General features: G+C 65.7%; 16 protein-coding genes and 1 pseudogene. 6 read left to right on the top strand and 11 right to left on the bottom strand.

The features are described from left to right. Nucleotides 1-668 (top strand): HNH endonuclease signature motif containing protein (locus WKB88_RS13645; RefSeq protein WP_341395079.1); only part of this gene is annotated, 668 nt, incomplete at its 5' end. Between the two features lie 266 nt (nt 669-934). Here WKB88_RS13645 and WKB88_RS13640 read toward each other — a convergent pair. The 8 genes from WKB88_RS13640 to WKB88_RS13605 form a co-directional block, all read right to left on the bottom strand. Continuing rightward, the gene (locus tag WKB88_RS13640; protein ID WP_341395078.1) at nt 935-1,486 is read right to left on the bottom strand and encodes a MarR family winged helix-turn-helix transcriptional regulator; all 552 of its coding nucleotides are present in this window, start codon (nt 1,484-1,486) and stop codon (nt 935-937) included. Nucleotides 1,487-1,497: 11 nt separating this feature from the next. After that, entirely contained in the window at nt 1,498-3,249 is a 1,752-nt protein-coding gene (locus tag WKB88_RS13635) for an AMP-binding protein (RefSeq protein ID WP_341395077.1), read from the bottom strand. After that, nucleotides 3,246-4,178: an enoyl-CoA hydratase/isomerase family protein gene (locus tag WKB88_RS13630; RefSeq protein ID WP_341395076.1), complete on the bottom strand. Its 933-nt coding sequence runs from the start codon at nt 4,176-4,178 to the stop codon at nt 3,246-3,248. Before WKB88_RS13630 ends, WKB88_RS13635 begins: the two co-directional genes overlap by 4 nt. Nucleotides 4,179-4,186: 8 nt before the next feature. Further along, nucleotides 4,187-5,728 carry an aldehyde dehydrogenase family protein gene (locus WKB88_RS13625; RefSeq protein ID WP_445818923.1) on the bottom strand — a complete coding sequence of 514 codons (1,542 nt, stop codon included), beginning with the start codon at nt 5,726-5,728 and terminating at the stop codon, nt 4,187-4,189. Between the two features lie 105 nt (nt 5,729-5,833). Further along, nucleotides 5,834-6,610, bottom strand: a complete 777-nt coding sequence (locus tag WKB88_RS13620; RefSeq protein WP_341395075.1) for an enoyl-CoA hydratase — start codon at nt 6,608-6,610, stop codon at nt 5,834-5,836. Continuing rightward, complete coding sequence (gene mmsB / locus WKB88_RS13615; RefSeq protein ID WP_341395074.1) at nt 6,607-7,665, bottom strand: 3-hydroxyisobutyrate dehydrogenase; 1,059 nt, start codon at nt 7,663-7,665, stop codon at nt 6,607-6,609. The genes WKB88_RS13620 and mmsB overlap by 4 nt, the downstream gene beginning before the upstream one ends. Further along, nucleotides 7,662-8,780 carry an enoyl-CoA hydratase/isomerase family protein gene (locus WKB88_RS13610; RefSeq protein WP_341395073.1) on the bottom strand — a complete coding sequence of 373 codons (1,119 nt, stop codon included), beginning with the start codon at nt 8,778-8,780 and terminating at the stop codon, nt 7,662-7,664. The genes mmsB and WKB88_RS13610 overlap by 4 nt, the downstream gene beginning before the upstream one ends. 1 nt (nt 8,781) lies before the next feature. After that, nucleotides 8,782-9,918, bottom strand: coding sequence for an acyl-CoA dehydrogenase family protein (locus WKB88_RS13605; RefSeq protein WP_341395072.1), 1,137 nt, complete (start codon nt 9,916-9,918; stop codon nt 8,782-8,784). Nucleotides 9,919-10,171: 253 nt separating this feature from the next. On the opposite strand from WKB88_RS13605, the gene WKB88_RS13600 reads away from it, so the two are divergent. Together WKB88_RS13600 and WKB88_RS13595 are read left to right on the top strand one after the other, a co-directional pair. Continuing rightward, nucleotides 10,172-11,257, top strand: coding sequence for a YeeE/YedE family protein (locus tag WKB88_RS13600; RefSeq protein WP_341395071.1), 1,086 nt, complete (start codon nt 10,172-10,174; stop codon nt 11,255-11,257). 148 nt (nt 11,258-11,405) lie between these two features. Continuing rightward, complete coding sequence (locus WKB88_RS13595) at nt 11,406-11,633, top strand: sulfurtransferase TusA family protein (RefSeq protein ID WP_341395070.1); 228 nt, start codon at nt 11,406-11,408, stop codon at nt 11,631-11,633. 57 nt (nt 11,634-11,690) lie between these two features. On the opposite strand, the gene WKB88_RS18240 is transcribed toward WKB88_RS13595, so the two are convergent. Further along, nucleotides 11,691-11,885 carry a hypothetical protein gene (locus tag WKB88_RS18240; protein ID WP_445818922.1) on the bottom strand — a complete coding sequence of 65 codons (195 nt, stop codon included), beginning with the start codon at nt 11,883-11,885 and terminating at the stop codon, nt 11,691-11,693. 130 nt (nt 11,886-12,015) lie between these two features. Here WKB88_RS18240 and WKB88_RS13590 point away from each other — a divergent pair. Next, nucleotides 12,016-13,602: pseudogene (locus tag WKB88_RS13590) on the top strand (acyl-CoA synthetase); the annotation flags it as partial. A 135-nt stretch (nt 13,603-13,737) separates the two neighbouring features. Here the strand turns inward: WKB88_RS13590 and WKB88_RS13585 are convergent. Further along, a complete protein-coding gene (locus tag WKB88_RS13585; RefSeq protein WP_341395068.1) occupies nt 13,738-14,715 on the bottom strand; it encodes a helix-turn-helix transcriptional regulator in 978 nt (325 codons plus the stop codon). Between the two features lie 106 nt (nt 14,716-14,821). On the opposite strand from WKB88_RS13585, the gene WKB88_RS13580 reads away from it, so the two are divergent. Continuing rightward, the gene (locus WKB88_RS13580; RefSeq protein WP_341395067.1) at nt 14,822-15,247 is read left to right on the top strand and encodes a VOC family protein; all 426 of its coding nucleotides are present in this window, start codon (nt 14,822-14,824) and stop codon (nt 15,245-15,247) included. Here the strand turns inward: WKB88_RS13580 and WKB88_RS13575 are convergent. Further along, complete coding sequence (locus WKB88_RS13575; protein WP_341395066.1) at nt 15,244-16,176, bottom strand: AlkA N-terminal domain-containing protein; 933 nt, start codon at nt 16,174-16,176, stop codon at nt 15,244-15,246. The genes WKB88_RS13580 and WKB88_RS13575 overlap by 4 nt on opposite strands. Nucleotides 16,177-16,325: 149 nt before the next feature. On the opposite strand from WKB88_RS13575, the gene WKB88_RS13570 reads away from it, so the two are divergent. Next, nucleotides 16,326-17,330: an aldo/keto reductase family protein gene (locus tag WKB88_RS13570; protein WP_341395065.1), complete on the top strand. Its 1,005-nt coding sequence runs from the start codon at nt 16,326-16,328 to the stop codon at nt 17,328-17,330. The last annotated feature ends 38 nt before the right edge of the window (nt 17,331-17,368 follow it).

Raw genomic sequence — 17,368 nt, 5'->3', positions numbered from 1 at the left:
GCTCCCGGGCCCGGACCGAGATCCTGGTCCTGATCAGCGCCGAAACCCTCCTGGGCGCCGACGACCAGCCCGCGGAACTGCACGGCTACGGACCCATCAGCCCCGAAACGGCACGGCGGATGGCCCGTGAAGCGGCGAAGTGGACACCGGTGGAACGGAACCCGGACACCGAGGAAGTCCTGCGGGTGGGTAAGCGGCGGAAAGTACCGGACGGGTTAAAGCAGTTGCTGCGGGTCCGGGACGGGACGTGCCGGTTCCCGGGCTGCCGGACCAATGCGGTGATCTCCGAAATCGACCACACCAAACCCTGGGCGCAGGGCGGCGCCACCGATCACGACAACCTGGAGCATTTATGCCGGCGGCACCACATGTTCAAAACCAAAGGATTCTGGAAAGCCTGCCAGCCCAGCCCCGGAATCATTGAGTGGACCTCGCCGGGAGGACGAAAGTACCGCACCGAACCACGCCTCGCCCTGGCCCGGGACACAGCACCAGCCCCAGCCCCGACCACCCAGGCGCCCCTGGAACCTGCAGCTGTCACGGCGGAAAACGGGACGGAGAGTGCGGCATGTACTGCGCATGTTGCGGGGTCGGGGGCGGAGCATGCCGCAGGTGCTGTGGGTTTCGGCGACCCGGACGACTACGGAGACGACCCACCACCCTTCTAGACACAGCCAACCGCTCATGGTCATCACATAATGACCACTGTTTAGGCGGGCCCAGTTCGGGTCGTGCCCGACTTTCCTGCCAGCCCTTGGCGTGCGGAGTCTGATGAGTATCTGAACCCATCACTCCTGTCCCAGGCCCGAGCCCGGGTGGTGCCAATCCCGGTGGCATCATTCGGTCCCGGGGCCCGAGCCCGGGTGGGCTGCCTGAACCCGCGGCCCAAACCCGGGTGGCCCAACCCGGATGACACAAACCCGGGTGGCCTGCATCAATCGGAGAAATCCCCGGCATCACGACGGAACCGGGTCAGAATTTCCGTTAGCTCGGCCAAGTCATTCGGTGCAAACCCGGAGCGGGAAAAAACTTCGCTATTCAAAGCCGACGCGGCAAGGGGGACAAGCTTCCGACCTGCCGGAGTGATCTCCACCAAAACAGTACGACCATCAGAGGGATGCTTCCGGCGCTCCACCAGACCCGCCTGCTCCAGACGGTCCACAGCATTGGTCACTGACGTCGGATGCACCTGAAGCCGCGCACCGGCTTTAGCCATCGGCAAGGCACCGCTGGCCGTGAAGCTCAGCAGAGCCAGAAGCTCGAACCGGGCGAATGTCAGGCTAAAGGGCTTGAGTACATTCTCCACTCGCGTCAGCAGGATCTGATGGGTCCGCATCACCGCGGTGACAGCCGCCATGCCCGCGGCCGCGTCACCCCATCCATGTTCTTCCCAGTGTCTGCGGGCTTCCGCGATGGGATCCTGGGGTAGGGGCTGTGAGCCCTGGCACTCCGGCTTCCCGGACTCCGACTTGGAAGCCCCGGGCATCGGCACAGACGTCACCGGCGCAGCTCCGGAAATTCATCGTCCCGAAACTCTACGCGATCTCCTACCGGTCTGCTGTTCCCCCCGGCGTCCGCCTCGGTCTCCAGAGCCCGCAGCTGCACCCTGCGGATTTTGCCGGACATGGTCTTGGGCAACTCATGGAATTCCAGCCGCCGCACCCGCAGGTACGGAGCCAAATGCTCCCGTGCATAGGTCAGGATGGACAGCGCTGTCTCGCGGTTCGGTTCCCATCCCTCGGCTAGAGCAACATAGGCCTTGGGAACTGCGAGCCTCAGCTCGTCGGGAGCGGGCACGACGGCGGCCTCAGCCACCGCAGGGTGTTCGATCAGGACACTCTCGAGTTCAAACGGACTGATCTTGTAGTCGGAAGCCTTGAAGACGTCGTCGGTGCGGCCGATATAGGTGATGTAACCGGCCTCGTCCCGCACCGCTATGTCGCCGGTATGGAAGTAGCCGCCGTCCATGGCTGCCTTCGTACGCTCGGGATCGCCGCGGTAGCCGGTCATCAGGTTCAGCGGCCGGCGGGACAGATCCAGGCAAATCTCGCCTTCGTCAGCGCTCAGACCGGTTGCCGGATCAATCAGAACCACCGGAACTCCGGGCAGCGGACGGCCCATCGATCCCGGATGCAGCTCAGCACCGGGGGTGTTCCCCACCAGAGCCGTAGTTTCCGTCTGCCCGAAACCGTCACGGATGGACAGCCCCCACGCGGACTCGACCTTGGAAATCACTTCCGGATTCAGCGGTTCGCCGGCACCGATGAGTTCCCGCAGCAGGGCAGGCCGTTCCCCGAGGTTGGACTGGATCATCATCCGCCACACAGTCGGGGGCGCACACAGACTGGTGACACCCGCCCGATGCAGCTGCTCCAACAAAGCCTCGGGCCGGAACCGTGCGTAGTTGTAGATGAAGACTGTCGCCTCCGCATTCCACGGAGCAAAGAAACTGCTCCAGGCGTGCTTGGCCCAACCCGGAGAACTGATGTTCAGGTGGACGTCCCCCGGCTGCAGGCCGAGAAAGTACATCGTGGAAAGGTGCCCCACCGGATAGGACACCTGGGTGTGTTCCACCAGCTTCGGCCGGTTGGTGGTGCCGGACGTGAAATAGAACAGCAGCGGATCAGCGGCATCGGTGACCGTCTGCTGCTGCACCGGATCACTCGCATACGCGTCCGCATAGTCCAGCCATCCGGTAGCCGGCTGCACGTCTGAGCCGCCCGGTGAGCCGCCCGGTTGGCCGCCGACCAGAATCCTGCCGTAGCCGCCGGGTACGTCGTCGAACTTTCCGGCATCGGCTGCATTGGCGATAACCCACCGGGCGCCTCCGCGGCTGATCCGGTCGGCAAGGTCCGCACTGCCGGCAGCGGAAGCAGTGGGCATAATGACGGCGCCGAGCTTCATGGCGGCGAGCATGCTCTCCCAGAGTTCCACTTGGTTGCCGAGCATCAGCATCACGGGATCTCCCCGGTTGACTCCACAGGCAGCAAGCCAGGCGGCGACCTGGTCGGAACGGTGCACCATGTCGTCGAAGCTGTACTTCCGCTCCGATCCGTCCTCTTCCACGATCCACAGGGCGCAGGCATCATTGCCGCGCGCCATGGCGTCGAAATAGTCCACCGCCCAGTTGAACCGGCCGTCCAGCCGGGGCCAGGTGAAGGTGTCCACCGCTTTCTCGTAGCTGCCGGCGAGGGCAAGCAGCTCATCGCGGGCGGCACGGAACATAGTAGTGGCGCTGTCCTGGTTCATTGTTCCTCTTTCGAATCATGCGCCCTGCGGGCTGTGCTCGAACCGCGCGCAGCGTCGGCGCTGCGCGGGCTGACGGGGCCGGTCCAGGTGAAGGCCGGCTCTGCCTTCGCAAGAAAGGCGCGGACACCGATAACGGGATCCGCAGCTGCAGCCATTTCCTGCTGCCAGCGGTAGCTGGCCTGTTCCAAGCTGCGCTGCTCCTCGCTGGCCTGTTCCTCGCTGTGCTGCTCCACGCTGGCCGAGGCATCGGCAGCATTACCGGAATCCACAGAGGCAATGATGTCGACGAGTTCCTTCATGGCCTGCAGCGAAAGCTGGGACCGTCCGGCAAGGCGCCGGGCGAAGGACGCGACGTCGGTCCAGAAGTCCGCCTGCGGAATGACCCGTTCCACGAGTCCCAGGCGCAGTGCCTGCTCGGCGGGAACAAAATCCCCGCTGAACAGCAGATATTTTGCAGCCCCGGGCCCTGCAAGCCGAACCAGCCGCTTGATCCCGGACAGCGGATAAACAATGCCGATCTTGGCCGGAGTGATGCCGAAGACGGCACGGTCGGAAGCGAGGCGGAAATCGCAGGCTCCCGCGACCTGCCAGGCACCGCCGAGGCAGTACCCGTCGACGGCGGCAATCACCGGTTTGGGGAAGGCCGCTATCGCTTCCTCCCCCGCCGTGACGTCACCGCCGTCGTGCAGTCCGTTGTCCGGATTGTGCAGGATGGCCCGCAGGTCGGAAATGTCCGCACCGGCGGAAAAATCCTCCCCGTCGCCGCGGATAATCACCACCTTGACGCTGTCGTCATGCTCCAGCGGTGCGAGTACGACGGCGAACTCCCGCCACATCGCAGCGGTCAGCGTGTTGCGGCGCCCGGGATTGGCCAGCAGCACAGTTGCCACCGGACCGTCCCGGGTGACCTTGAGGGACCCTTTGCTCATTTGCGGCCTCAGCCGCGCAGCTTGACGTTAATCTGCTTTGTCTGGGTGAACCCCGCGAGCATGCCCTCCAGCGACACCTCCCGGCCGATACCGCTTTGCTTGTAGCCGCCGTAGGACTGCCCCACCACCTGGCCTCCGCCCTGGTTCACCTGCACCCAGCCGGCGTCCACGCGGTGCGCAGTGTTCAGCGCATTGTCCAGGTTATGCGACCACACGTAGGCGGCCAGTCCGTAGTGGGACTCGTTCGCCATGCGGATGACGTCCTCGGTGTCCCGCCACGGAATGGCAACCAGGACCGGGCCGAAAATCTCCTCCTGCGCCAGCCGGAAATCGTTCCGGCCGCCGCCGAACACCGTCGGCAGATGGAAGTAGCCCTCCGTCAGCGGACCCTCCTCCGGAACGGAGCCGCCGAGGATCGTGGCCATGGAACCGCGGCCCTCCTCAAGATAACCGCTGATGGAGGAGAACTGGCTGTTGTTAATGACAGCACCCATGTCGGTGGCCTCATCCAGCGGGTCGCCCACGGTCAGGGCACCGAGCTTTGCCGAGAGCCGTTCGAGGACCTCGTCGTAAATGTCCTCGTGCAGGAACAGCCGGGAACCGGCAGTGCAGCTCTGGCCCTGCCGGGTGAACCGGGAAGCGAGCAGCAGTCCGTCAATCAGTTCCTCGTCGACTGCGTCCGGGAAGACAATCGAAGGATTCTTTCCGCCCAGCTCCAGGGACACGTGGGCCAGCCGCTCTCCGGCGGTGCGGGCGACACCGCGGCCAACTTCCGTGGATCCGGTGAAGGAGACCTTGTCAACGCCGGGGTGCTCGGCCAGGGCAGCACCAATGACGCTTCCCCGCCCGGTCAGGGCATTGACGGTTCCAGCCGGCAGGTGCTTTCCGCAGATTTCGGCCAGCAGCAGGATGGTCAGCGGCGCGTCGTCGGCCGCCTTCAAGATGACGGTGTTGCCCGCGGCCAGGGCTGCCGGAAGCTTGAACCCGGCAATCATAAGCGGCGAGTTCCAGGGCAGGATGCACGCCACCACGCCAAGCGGTTCCAGCCGCGTGTACTGCAGCTGCCCCTCGCCGGCGGGCAGGGTCACGCCCTTGGCCTCACCGGCAATTCCGGCGAAGTACCGGAACAGGGAGACCAGCGTGGTGACTTCAGGCCGCGCCTGGGTGCGCAGAGCGTTCCCGGTATCCAGGGCCGTGAGCCGCGCGAAGTCTTCGGCACGGGCTTCGATCTCGTCGGCGATGAGGGACAGCGCCCGGGAGCGGACGGTGAAGTGGGCGCTGCGCCAGCCGGGAAATGCAGCCCGGGCAGCGGAAACGGCGCGGTCCACGTCTTCGGGACCGCCTGCCGGGACCCGTGCAATGACGGTTTCCCGGCGTGCCGGATTCATGACGTCCCGCCACTGCCCCGACGCAGCCTGAACCGGCTCGCCGCTGATCCACATTGGCTGGTCGACCCCGGACAGGAAGGAACTGTAATCGGAACGCTCTGCGCTGCTGTCGGCGCTGTCAGCGCTGCGCTCCGCTTCCGAGGGAATGTTGAGCTGGGTCATGATGCCTCGTTTTCTCGGTCGTCGTACTCGGATTGCTCGGGTGGTGCGGTGCTGCTGGGGTGGTGCGGTGCTGCTGGGGTGGCGCGGGATTCTTGGTGTCCAGGCTCAGCGGTGCTTGAAATCGGGCTTGCGCTTCTCGATGAAGGCCGCCATGCCTTCCTTCTGGTCCTCCAGACCAAAGACGGAATGGAAAACCCGGCGCTCGAACCGGATGCCGGATTCCAGCGTGGTTTCGAAGGCGGCGTTGACGAGTTCCTTGCCGAGCATTGCTACCGGGGCGGACATGGAGGCGATGGTCTCTGCGGTGGAACGGGCGTCGGCGAGCAGATCGGCAGCAGGCACAACACGTGCCACCATGCCTGCCCTTTCGGCTTCCTCGGCACCGATGGTCCGGCCGGTGAGGATCATTTCCATGGCCTTGGCCTTGCCCACTGCACGGGTCAACCGCTGTGAGCCGCCGATTCCGGGTATGACCCCGAGCTTGATTTCCGGCTGCCCGAACGTAGCCGTATCGGAGGCAATGATGAAGTCGCACAGCAACGCCAGTTCACAGCCGCCGCCCAGGGCGTGGCCGGAGACGGCTGCAATCACCGGGGTACGTACGGCAGCGAGGGTGTCCCAGCCGCGGAACCAGTTGCCGAGATACATGTCCATATACGATTTTTCGGACATTTCCTTGATATCGGCTCCGGCAGCGAAGGCCCGTTCGGAACCGGTAATGATGATGGCTCCGATTTCCGGATCGCTGTCCAGCTCCGTTGCTGCCGAGACCACATCCTGCATCAGCCCGTAGTTCAGCGCATTCAGTGCTTTGGGGCGGTTCAGCGTGATGATGCCAACCCGTCCGCTGCGCTCCAGGAGGATGTTCTCGTACTCGCTCATACTGCTCCGCTCTGTTCTGCCGGCAGCTGTCCTGCCGGCTGTGTCTGTCCTGCCGGCTGTTCCGCCGGGTAGTGTCCGTCCGTGGGGTGCCGGTGCTGTCCGGCATCTGCTTCCGAGGCCGAGGTAGCGGCCCGGATGGAACTGATGACGGAGGAAAAGTCCTGTCCTCCGCCGCCGGACGCCGTGAGGTCCCGGTAGATTTCTCCCGCCCGCCGCCCCAGTTCCGCGCGGACTCCGGTGGAATCCAAGGCGTCCGCGGCAAGGCCCAGGTCCTTGGCCATCAGCGCCGCGGCAAAGCCGGGCTGGTAGTCCCGGTTGGCGGGACTGGCAGGAACCGGGCCGGGAACCGGACAGTTGGTGGTTAGAGCCCAGCACTGCCCTGATGCGGCGGAGGCGACGTCGAACAGCGCCTCGTGGGTCAGGCCCAGTTCTTCCCCAAGTACAAAGGCCTCGCTGACCGCAATCATGGAGACGCCGAGGATCATGTTGTTGCAGATCTTGGCTGCCTGTCCCGCCCCGGCATCGCCGCAGTGCACCACGCGTCCGCCCATGATTTCGAGCAGGGGCAGCGCTGCCGCGAAATCATCCGCGGCCCCGCCGGCCATGAAGGTCAGGGTGCCCGCTTCGGCGCCCACCACGCCCCCGGAGACGGGAGCATCCAGTCCGCGGTGCCCGGTCTCGAGCATCAGTGCATGGGCTGTGCGGGCATCGTCAACGGAGATGGTCGAGCACTCCAGGAACAGGGCATCCGGCGCAGCGGCCGCGAGCAGTCCCAAAGCGTCACCGTCACCGGACAGGACATTGAGCACATGCTGGCCGGTGGGCAGCATGGTGATGACGACGTCGGCCTCCGCCACGGCCTGATCTGCAGTGGCCGCCATGCGGATGCCCTTGGCTGCGGCCCGCTCCGCTGCAGCGGGAACCGGGTCGAAGCCGCTCACCGGGTACCCGGCGGCCACCAGATTCGCAGCCATCGGCCCGCCCATGTTGCCCAGCCCAATGAAGCCGACCCTGGTGTCCCGGCCCGGGCCTTGCTGCTGCGGTTCCTGCGTCATATCTGCTCCTGGCTGGTAGTGAAAACGTCGCGCCGGCCCTGGACGGGTTCGAAGTACGCGTCCACGTCGGCCTGGCGCACATCCTCAAGGGCGGCCGGCTGCCAGCGCGGCTCACGGTCCTTGTCGATCACCTGTGCCCGGACGCCCTCGGCGAAGTCGGGTGCGGCAAGGGCATGCAGGGAGACGCGGTACTCCTGCACCAGGACGCTGACCAGGTCCGGAAGCTCGCGCGCCCGGCGCAGCGACTGCAGCGTCACTTTCAACGCGGTCGGGGATTTGGCGCTGATCGATCCGGCGGCGGAGTTGGCGTCCGTCTCCCCGGAACGGAGCAGGGCATCAATGATGGTTTCGACGTCGTCGTGGCCGTAGCACTCGTCGATCCAGTGCTGCGCAGCCGCCAGCGGGGCCTCCGGAGCCTCCTGCGCAAAGTCCTGCAGGACCTCCCCGGCCGGCCTTTCCGCGAGCGCGGCGGCCAGGTCCTCCAAGCGGCTGCTGTCCATGTACAGGTCCGCCAGCCCCAGGAGCAGTGCATCCGGGCCGGTCATCATTCCGGCGGTGAGGGCGGCATGCGTGCCCAGCTCTCCGGGGGCACGGGAGAGCAGGTAGGTGCCGCCGACGTCGGGAACAAAACCAATGCCGGTTTCCGGCATGCCCACCTTTGTGCGCTCGGTGACGATCCGGTGGCTGCCGTGGGCGGAAACGCCGACGCCGCCGCCCAGGACAATTCCGTCCATCAGCGCCACATAGGGCTTGGGATAGCTGCTGATGCGGGCGTTGAGTTCGTATTCCTCTGCCCAGAACCGGGCGGATTCAGCGCCGCCGTTGCCCGCGTCCCGGTAGATGGCCACGATGTCACCCCCGGCGCAGAGTCCGCGCTCGCCGGCGCCGGACAGCAGGACGGTCGCCACGGCGTCGTCGTGCTCCCACTGGTCCAGTGCTCCGCGGATCAGGGCAACCATGCTGGCCGTGAGCGCGTTGATGGCCCGCGGGCGGTTCAGGATGATCCGGCCCAGGTGACCGCTGCGTTCAATCAGGACCTCGGGCTCGGCGTTCTCCGCCGGCGCCGGAGAGGTCGCCGCTGCCAGAGACTGCTCGGGTGCGCTGCTTTTCGTCATCTCAGGCCTCCGCCAGCGTCCGGCCCACAATGAGCTGCATGATTTCGTTGGAGCCTTCCAGTATTTGGTGGACCCTCAGGTCCCGGACAATCTTTTCCAGGCCGTACTCCGAGAGGTAGCCGTAGCCGCCGTGCAGCTGCAGCGCCTCGTTCGCCACCGCGAAACCGTTGTCGGTGGCCACCCGCTTGGCAGTGGCGCAGAGCGTGACGACGTCGGGCGCCCCCCGGTCCAGCGCATCCGCGGCCCGCCGGAGCATCGTCCGGGCTACTTGGAGCTTCATTTCCATGTCGGCGAGCCGGAAAAGGAGCGAGGACTGCTCAATGAGCGGCTTGCCGAAAGCGGTGCGCTGCTTCAGATGCGCCACGGTCTGGTCCAGGGCAGCCTGTGCACCGCCCAGCGAGCACGCTCCCATGTTCAGGCGTCCGCCGTTCAGGCCCTTCATGGCAATCCCGAAACCGGAGCCCTCCTCCCCCAGCCGGTTAGACACGGGAACCCGCAGGTCGGTGAAGATTACCTGGCCCGTGGGCTGCGCATTCCAGCCCATCTTGCGCTCGGCAGGGCCAAAGGACAGTCCCGGGGTGTCCGCCGGAACAACAATGGCGCTGATGCCCCGGGCACCGGCACCACTGGTGCGTGCCATGACGATGTAATACGCGGAGCTGCCGGCGCCGGAGATGAACTGCTTGACGCCGTTCAGTACGTAATGGTCGCCGTCCCGTTCAGCCTTGGTCGTCAGGGCCGCGGCGTCGGAGCCTGCGCCCGGCTCGGTGAGGCAATAGCTGCCCAGCGACTGCATGGAAGCGAGTTCGGGAACCCAGCGCGCACGCTGGTCCTCGGTACCGAAGGAGTCGATCATCCAAACCACCATGTTGTGGATGGAAATGTAGGCCGCGATGGACGGATCCGCCTTGGACAGTTCCTCAAAGATCACGACGGCGTCGGTGCGTGAAAGGCCGGCACCGCCGTGTTCCTCCGCCGCGTAGATTCCGCCCATGCCGAGCTCACCGGCCTGCGCCAGGACGTCCACCGGAAAGTGCTTGGTTTCATCCCATTTGGCGGCGTTGGGCGCCAGGGCCCCGGCGGCGAAGTCCCGCACCATGTCCCTGATTGCTTGTTGATCTTCCGTGAGTTCGAACATGCCCCGCCCTTCATTGGTACCGTGGACGCCAATTTACTTGGACTACCTAGTAATTGCTAGGGGCAGGCTGGGAGAGATTTTATTCCCTTTGCGTCACCGGGCTTCACTACTCTTCACGCGGCGCCACATTCTTTGCCCGGCTTCACCCCGGACCAATAGCGTTGATGTCTCCCGGCTTACCCGCCCTCCTGGATTTCCGCCCTTATCCATCGCGGATTTTCCACCCTTACTCACCCCGGAAGGGGACACTTCCATGCTTATTTCCGGCCTCTTTGTCGGCATGGCGCTTGGCTTCGTGATGCAGCGCGGACGTTTTTGCGTCACGGGTGCCTTCCGCGACATCTGGGTGACCCGCAATACGCGGTGGCTCACCGCGTTCATGGTGGTTGTTGCCGTACAGAGCATCGGAGTTTTCGCTCTCGATGCGGCCGGTGTCATTTCCCTGGAATCGGGACCGTTCCCGTGGCTTGCCACGGTAGTGGGCGGTTTAATCTTCGGGTTTGCCATTGTCCTGGCCGGAGGCTGCGCCACCGGAACGTATTACCGTGCCGGTGAAGGGCTGGTGGGCAGCTGGCTGGCCCTGATCACGTACGCCCTGTTTGCCGCCGTGATGAAAACCGGACCGCTGTCCGGGTTCACCTCATCCATGCGGTCGGTCACCGTGGAGCAGAGCACCTTCCACTCGGTCCTGAATGTCTCGCCGTGGGTGTTCGTGGCCATCCTGACGGGGGCGGTGGCCCTGGCGGTACGCCATCACCTGAGCAAGCCGAAGTTCACCATGGCAACCCCGCCGGCCTCGAAGTCCGGGCTGGCACATCTGTTGTTTGAGAAGCCCTGGAATGCCTTCGCCACGGCGGTGGTCATCGGTTTGATCGCCATCATCGCGTGGCCGCTGAGCTGGGCCACCGGCCGCGAAGCGGGCCTGGGCATCACCACGCCGTCCTCTAACGCGGTTAACTACCTGGTGACCGGGGATCCGGAACTGGTCGACTGGGGTGTCTTCCTCGTCCTCGGAATTCTCGTGGGTTCCTTCATCGCGGCGAAGGGCAGCGGTGAATTCCGGATCCGCATTCCCGACGCGCCCACCGTCCTCAAGAGCCTTGGCGGCGGCGCAATGATGGGCGTCGGTGCCGCGCTTGCCGGCGGCTGCACCATCGGAAATGCCATGGTCGAGACGGCCCAGTTCAGCTTCCAGGGCTGGACCGCCCTGGTATGCATGATCCTGGGTACGGGCCTTGCCGCGAGGATGACCATCATGAAGCGCCGTCCTGCGTCTTCCGGGAGCAGCGGAGCAGCCGGTGCCGCCGGGGCTTCCGCTGCCGCCGGCGTCCGCAGCTAGGTTCGCAACACCGGACTTATTAAAATTCCGAGCCCCTTCCCGATCCGCAGGCATCCCTGCCTGCATCCCCGGCATCCCCGCCGGCATCCCGCCCAAAACCCTCCTCAAAACCCTCCTCAAGAATCCCTTCCCGAAAGGAAGAATCCACATGGCACAGGTAACCCTTGAAACCAACGGGCAGGTCTGCCCCTTCCCCCTGGTCGAAGCCAAGGACGCAATGACTACGCTGGCAGCCGGCGATGAATTGGTCATCCACTTCGACTGCACCCAGGCCACTGACGCCATTCCGCGCTGGGCTGCCGAAAGCGGCTACCCGGTCACCGACTTTTCCAAAATTGGTCCGGCGGAATGGTCCATCACGGTACAGAAAGCCTAAGGACGGCCCGGCTCAGGGGTGCTTCCCCTGAGCCTCCGGGTGGGACAGACTGTGGGCCTACAGATCCGCGCTCACCACGTGCAGCAGCGGAAAACGTCTACCCCGGGGGTTCCGCGTGTCCGCTCCACTGTCTTCCACGTCCGGCAAGTCAGCGTTTGGCAACCTAGAGTCCGGCAAGTCAGCTCCCGGCAACTTAGAGTCCGGCAAGTCAGCTCCCGGCAACTTAGAGTCCGGCAAGACGGCGCCCGGCACGTTAGAGTCCGGCAAGTCAGCTCCCGGCAACTTAGAGTCCGGCAAGACGGCGCCCGGCACGTTAGAGTCCGGCGCCACGCCTGCCGGTGCCGCACCCTCCGTCAGCACACCTTCCGGCAGCCAAGCCCGCAGCCAGACACTCGGAGACCTGCCGCGACGCAGCGCACAGCGGTATCCGCGCCGCACGGCCCTCGTTGACGGAAGCACCCGGCTGACTTTCGCGGAATTCGAGCAGGCCGTGGCCGCAGCAGCATCCGCCCTGCACGGCAGCGGCATAAAGCCCGGTGACCGCCTGGCACTGCTGTGCCGCAATACCTGGCAGTTTGCAGTCCTGGCCTTCGCAACCGCACGGGCCGGCGTGGTGCTGGTTCCCATCAACTTCATGCTCGGACCGGACGAGGTTGCCTACGTCCTGGATCACAGCGGCGCCAGCGCCTTCGTTGTTCAGGACGCCCTCGTTCCGGTAGCCGAGGCCGCCATGGCCGCCGCCGAAACGGACGCCGTCGTCGTGCGTTCCTGCGTCTGCAGCGGGACAGACGCTCCGCCGGCCGGGTGGACCGATGTGCAGGACTGGTTCGAGTTCGACAGCGCCGGTCCTGACGCTCTCCCGGGTGGCGCCCACGTGGGCGACGACGATCCGGTGCGCCTCATGTACACCTCAGGCACGGAGTCCCGCCCCAAAGGTGCCCTGATGTCCAGCCGGTCGCTGCTGTGGGAGTACGTCTCGGCCGTGGTGGACGGTGACATGAGTTCCGACGACGTCGACCTGCACACCCTTCCGCTGTACCACTGCGCCCAGTTGGACTGCTTCCTCGGACCGGACATTTATCTGGGGGCCACCAGCATCATCCTGCCAGCACCGGATCCCGCCGCCATCCTGGCAACCATTGAGCGGGAGAAAGTCACTAAGTTTTTTGCCCCGCCCACGGTGTGGATTTCCCTCCTGCGTTCGCCGCACTTTGACGCCGCTGATCTCTCCTCCCTGCGCAAGGGCTATTACGGAGCGTCCGCCATGCCGGTGCAGGTCCTCAAGGAACTGCAGCAGCGCCTGCCCGGCGTCCGCTTCTGGAACTTTTACGGGCAAACAGAGATGGCTCCGGTGGCCACCATCCTGGGCCCGGAGGACCAATTGATGCACGCCGGTTCAGCCGGCCGGCCCTCCCTGAACGTGGAAACCGCAGTGGTCGGCGAAGACGGCAGTCCGCTTCCGGCCGGGAGCGTGGGTGAGATCGTGCACCGCAGCCCGCATGCAACCCTGGGCTACTACCGGGACCCCGAGCGCACAGCCGACGCGTTTGCGGGCGGCTGGTTCCATTCCGGGGACCTGGGGTACTTCGACGACGAAGGGTACCTCACCGTGGTGGACCGCAAGAAGGACATGATCAAAACCGGCGGGGAAAACGTTGCCAGCCGGGAGGTGGAGGAAGCGGTTTACCTGCTTGACGGCGTGGCCGAGGCGGCGGTGTTCGGCGTTCCCCATCCGCACTGGGTGGAGGCGGTGGCCGTTGTGGTGGTTCCGAAGTCCGGAGCCGCATTGACGCCGGAAGCAGTGATGGCCCACACACGGGGACTGCTGGCGGGCTATAAGACGCCCAAATATGTGGTCATCGCCGACTCCCTGCCCAAGAATCCCAGCGGAAAGATCGTCAAGCGGCAGCTCCGGGAGGAGCACAGCGGGCTCGGCCAGCCGGCCACGTCCAACCCGGCGGGGGTTTAGGGAAGGGCCAGCGGGGTTAGGGAAGCGCCAGCGGGGGTTTAGGAAAGGGCCAGCGGGGGTTTAGGGAAGAGCCAGCGGGGGTTTAGGGAAGGGCAGCGGGGTTTGGGAACGTGTGGGCTCTGGGACGTGCGGGGTCTAGAGACCAGGCCGGGTGCCGGCAGCAGCTGCCGCGAAACGGTCCGCCAGCCGGCTGAATGCTGCTGTCAGCTCGGGCGGGGACTCGACGTAGATGTCGGCGTCGAACCGCCCGAGGGACGCGGCGAGCGCCTCCCAGGACCAGGATCCGGACGTCAGCCGGCACCGGTCCGCACCCAGGGGTTCAACGCTCCCGTCCCCGGCAAACGGCAGCACCTCGTGGGCCGGAAGCAACAGAATGACGGTGCCCCGGCACGGCCAGGCGTTTTCCTCAGCTGACCCGCGAAACCTTGCCCGGACAAAATCATGCACGTTGCCGCCGGGAACCGTGCGTTCGGCAAAGCGCGGACCGGTAGGGACATGAGGAGTGATCCGGTCAGCCCGGAAGATCCGCCAGTTCCCGCGCTCGAGGTCCCAGGCGACGAGATACCAGCGTCCGCGGGAGGCCACCAGGTGGTGCGGTTCCACCCGCCGGCGGTGCAGTGGACCTGCATGCTCCGCATAGTCGAACCGCAGCACCTCGCGTGCACGGATGGAAGCGGACAGGGCCAGCAGGACCCCCGGCGCTGCCTGCGCGGTTCCCTCCCGACGGGCGGGAAGGGTGGTGAAACGGAGCGAGTCGAGGCGGCGACGCAGGCGGGTAGGCATTACCTGGCTAATTGTCGCCAGCGCACGGCCGGCTGCTTCCTCAATGCCCGCACCCGTAGACGTTGCGCTCCGCAGCGCGACCGCCAGCGCGATCACCTGGTCATCGTCGAAAAGAAGCGGCGGGAGCTCGGCTCCGGCATCGAGCCGGTAGCCGCCGTGCGGTCCCTTCACCGCCCGGATGGCATACCCCAGTTCCCGGAGCCGGTCCACGTCACGGCGGACAGTGCGGTGGCTGATATCCAGACGCTCGGCCAGGACCTCGCCGGGCCACTCGCGGCGCGCCTGCAGGAGGGAGAGCAGCATCAGCAGGCGCGAAGTTGTCGACGGCATGTTTTTGATACTAGGCGGAATAGAGGACGGAAATAGACCTCTACTGGGAGAAGAGTGGCTGTTGCCGGAGAAATTCCCCGGCCTGCAAGCACTCAGGAGAACAACCATGAGCGTCACCACCACTCCCCATCTCAATTTCCGCGGCGAAGCCCGGGAGGCCCTCGAGTTTTACACTTCCGTGTTCGGCGGGCAGCTCCTGGTCATCAGCAACCAGGATGCCGGCAGCACGGAACGCCCGGAGGAGGCGGACCAGGTTAAGTTCGGCCAGGTGACCGGCGTAAACGGGTTCCGGGTCATGGCCTACGATGTGCCGGCAAGCGTCCCCCTCGACCGGGGCGACAAGCCCTTCTTCGTGTCGGTGCGGGCCGATTCGGAGCAGGAGGTTTCGGAACTCTGGGACCGCCTGGCGGAAGGATCAACCATCATGGCCGACCTCGCGCCGTCCGCGTTCTCCCCCGCCTACGGAATGCTGGCGGACCGTTTCGGCGTCGTCTGGGTACTGGACGTTGCCGTGGCCTACAACCCGGCCTAGGCAGCCTGCCACAGGTGCATCGCCGCGTAGGAGCGCCACGGCGCCCAGTCCCCCGCGCGGTCGGCAAGGACCCGGTGTGCTGCCGCTTTGCCGATGCCTTCCTCCAACACCCCTGCCGCCTTCGCACCCGCAACAAGGGCAACGTCTCCGGTGAGCCACGCATCTGAATCGCCGAGTACGCGCATGGCTATGTAGGCCGCGGTCCAGGGGCCGATCCGCGGACGGGAAAGCAGCCGGGCACGCAGAGTGTCCGAATCCGACCCCGCCTGCACATCCAGTTCCCCGCTCGCCAGGTCCCGTGCCGCAGCGATTACGGCACGGACTGCCTGTCCGGGCAGCCGGAGCGGACGGTCCGGGTCCGGCTGCCCGCCCGGGACGGGCTCCGGCACCCGGGCGAGGATGTCAGCCGGTGCGGGAAACAGGCGGTCCAGGCCGGGGAATGCGGAAGCGAAGGGAGCCCCGGCCTCCGTCGTGAGGCGGCTGAGGTGGGTCCGGGCGGCAGCCACGGAGATTTGCTGGCCCACGAGCGCGCGCACCACCAGTTCGTGCGGATCAACGGCTCCGGGGACCCGGATCCCCGGGGTGCGCTCCACCAGCGGGGCAAGCGCGGGATCGGCCGACAGTGCGGTGTCGACGGCGGAGGGATCGGCGCCGAGGTCCAGCAGGCGCCGCACCCGCTGCAGTGCGTGCTCGGCATCGGCGGGCGAGGCCAGTTCCAGCTGCACGCTCAGCTCCCAGCCTCCGCCGGCGGCAGCAGCAGCGATGCTGATTGCTCCCGGCCCGTGCGGAAGCGAAAGCGTGCGGGCATACCGCAGTTCTTTCGGGTCGCTGAGCTCCGCGGCCTCCACCCCGCGTACCGCGCGGACCGCCAGGAACCGGAAGATCCCCGGCGCGTCAAAGGGTTGCCGGACGGGCAGGTTGATTATCACCGCTCCAGTACAGCATGGCGGAAAGATCTGCCTGACCGGCTTAGTCCTGCAGACACTGCGTAGCGAACACAGGATCCGAAACCTTTGACCGAGTTGCAAAGCTGCCTTAGTTTTGCTCGTACACGTCATTCGAAGAGAGAGCGCAGCAGATGGAACACAGGTACCTCGGCAACAGCGGACTTAAAATCTCCGAAATCATTTACGGCAACTGGCTGACCCACGGCTCCCAGGTGGAGAACGACGTCGCTGCCTCCTGTGTGCGGGCGGCGCTCGACGCCGGCATCAGCACTTTCGACACCGCCGACGCTTACGCCAACACCATTGCGGAGGGAGTCCTGGGCGCGGCGCTGAAGAATGAACGCCGCGAGTCCCTGGAGATTCTCACCAAGGTGTACTGGCCCACCGGTCCGGGCGGCCACAATGACTCCGGCCTGTCCCGCAAGCACATCATGGAGTCCATCAACGGCTCCCTGCAGCGGCTGCAGACTGATTACGTCGACCTGTACCAGGCCCACCGGTACGACTACGAGACGCCGCTGGAGGAAACGATGCAGGCGTTCGCCGACGTCGTGCGCCAGGGCAAGGCCCTGTACATCGGCGTCAGCGAATGGAACGCCGAGCAGCTCCGCGCCGGCCAGGACCTTGCCCGGCAGCTCGGCTTCGCGCTGATTTCCAACCAGCCGCAGTACAACATGCTGTGGCGGGTCATCGAAGCCGACGTCGTGCCGGCCTCCGAGGAACTGGGCATCTCCCAGATCGTCTTCTCCCCGATGGCGCAGGGAGTGCTCAGCGGCAAGTACAAGCCCGGCGCCGAGCTTCCCGAAGGCAGCCGTGCCACGGACGCCAAGGGCGGGGCGAAGATGATCGGCCGCTGGATGGATGACGAGGTCCTGGCCGGGGTGCAGAAGCTTCAGCCCATTGCCGACGAGACGGGCCTGACCATGGGGCAGCTGGCTGTTGCCTGGGTTCTGCAGAACCCGAACGTGGCCGGGGCCATCATCGGTGCCTCCCGGCCGGAGCAGGTCACTTCCAACGTGCTGGCCGCCGGCGTTGAACTCAAGCCGGACGTGCTGGCCCGCATCGACGAGGCCGTGGGCGGACTTGCGGAACGGGATCCGGCGAAGACCCAGTCGCCGGAGTCCCGTCCGTCCTAGCTGCTAAATCCTGCTCACTACTCTGAGGGCCGGGTCTT

The organism is Arthrobacter sp. G119Y2 (assembly GCF_038069765.1).
Taxonomy (GTDB): Bacteria; Actinomycetota; Actinomycetes; order Actinomycetales; family Micrococcaceae; genus Arthrobacter_B.
The sequence above is the reverse complement of the archived record's forward strand: the minus strand, read 5'-3'. Positions and strand labels throughout refer to the sequence as shown.

What these genes read in the sequence shown, in the direction of transcription:
- WKB88_RS13580 (WP_341395067.1), top strand. Translation starts at nt 14,822, where the DNA reads ATGAGCGTCACCACCACTCCCCATCTCAATTTCCGCGGCGAAGCCCGG.
- WKB88_RS13595 (WP_341395070.1), top strand. Translation starts at nt 11,406, where the DNA reads ATGGCACAGGTAACCCTTGAAACCAACGGGCAGGTCTGCCCCTTCCCC.
- mmsB (WP_341395074.1), bottom strand. Translation starts at nt 7,665, where the DNA reads ATGACGCAGGAACCGCAGCAGCAAGGCCCGGGCCGGGACACCAGGGTC.
- WKB88_RS13630 (WP_341395076.1), bottom strand. Translation starts at nt 4,178, where the DNA reads ATGAGCAAAGGGTCCCTCAAGGTCACCCGGGACGGTCCGGTGGCAACT.
- WKB88_RS13620 (WP_341395075.1), bottom strand. Translation starts at nt 6,610, where the DNA reads ATGAGCGAGTACGAGAACATCCTCCTGGAGCGCAGCGGACGGGTTGGC.
- WKB88_RS13600 (WP_341395071.1), top strand. Translation starts at nt 10,172, where the DNA reads ATGCTTATTTCCGGCCTCTTTGTCGGCATGGCGCTTGGCTTCGTGATG.
- WKB88_RS13585 (WP_341395068.1), bottom strand. Translation starts at nt 14,715, where the DNA reads ATGCCGTCGACAACTTCGCGCCTGCTGATGCTGCTCTCCCTCCTGCAG.
- WKB88_RS13570 (WP_341395065.1), top strand. Translation starts at nt 16,326, where the DNA reads ATGGAACACAGGTACCTCGGCAACAGCGGACTTAAAATCTCCGAAATC.
- WKB88_RS13625 (WP_445818923.1), bottom strand. Translation starts at nt 5,728, where the DNA reads ATGACCCAGCTCAACATTCCCTCGGAAGCGGAGCGCAGCGCTGACAGC.
- WKB88_RS13610 (WP_341395073.1), bottom strand. Translation starts at nt 8,780, where the DNA reads ATGACGAAAAGCAGCGCACCCGAGCAGTCTCTGGCAGCGGCGACCTCT.
- WKB88_RS13605 (WP_341395072.1), bottom strand. Translation starts at nt 9,918, where the DNA reads ATGTTCGAACTCACGGAAGATCAACAAGCAATCAGGGACATGGTGCGG.
- WKB88_RS13640 (WP_341395078.1), bottom strand. Translation starts at nt 1,486, where the DNA reads ATGCCCGGGGCTTCCAAGTCGGAGTCCGGGAAGCCGGAGTGCCAGGGC.
- WKB88_RS13635 (WP_341395077.1), bottom strand. Translation starts at nt 3,249, where the DNA reads ATGAACCAGGACAGCGCCACTACTATGTTCCGTGCCGCCCGCGATGAG.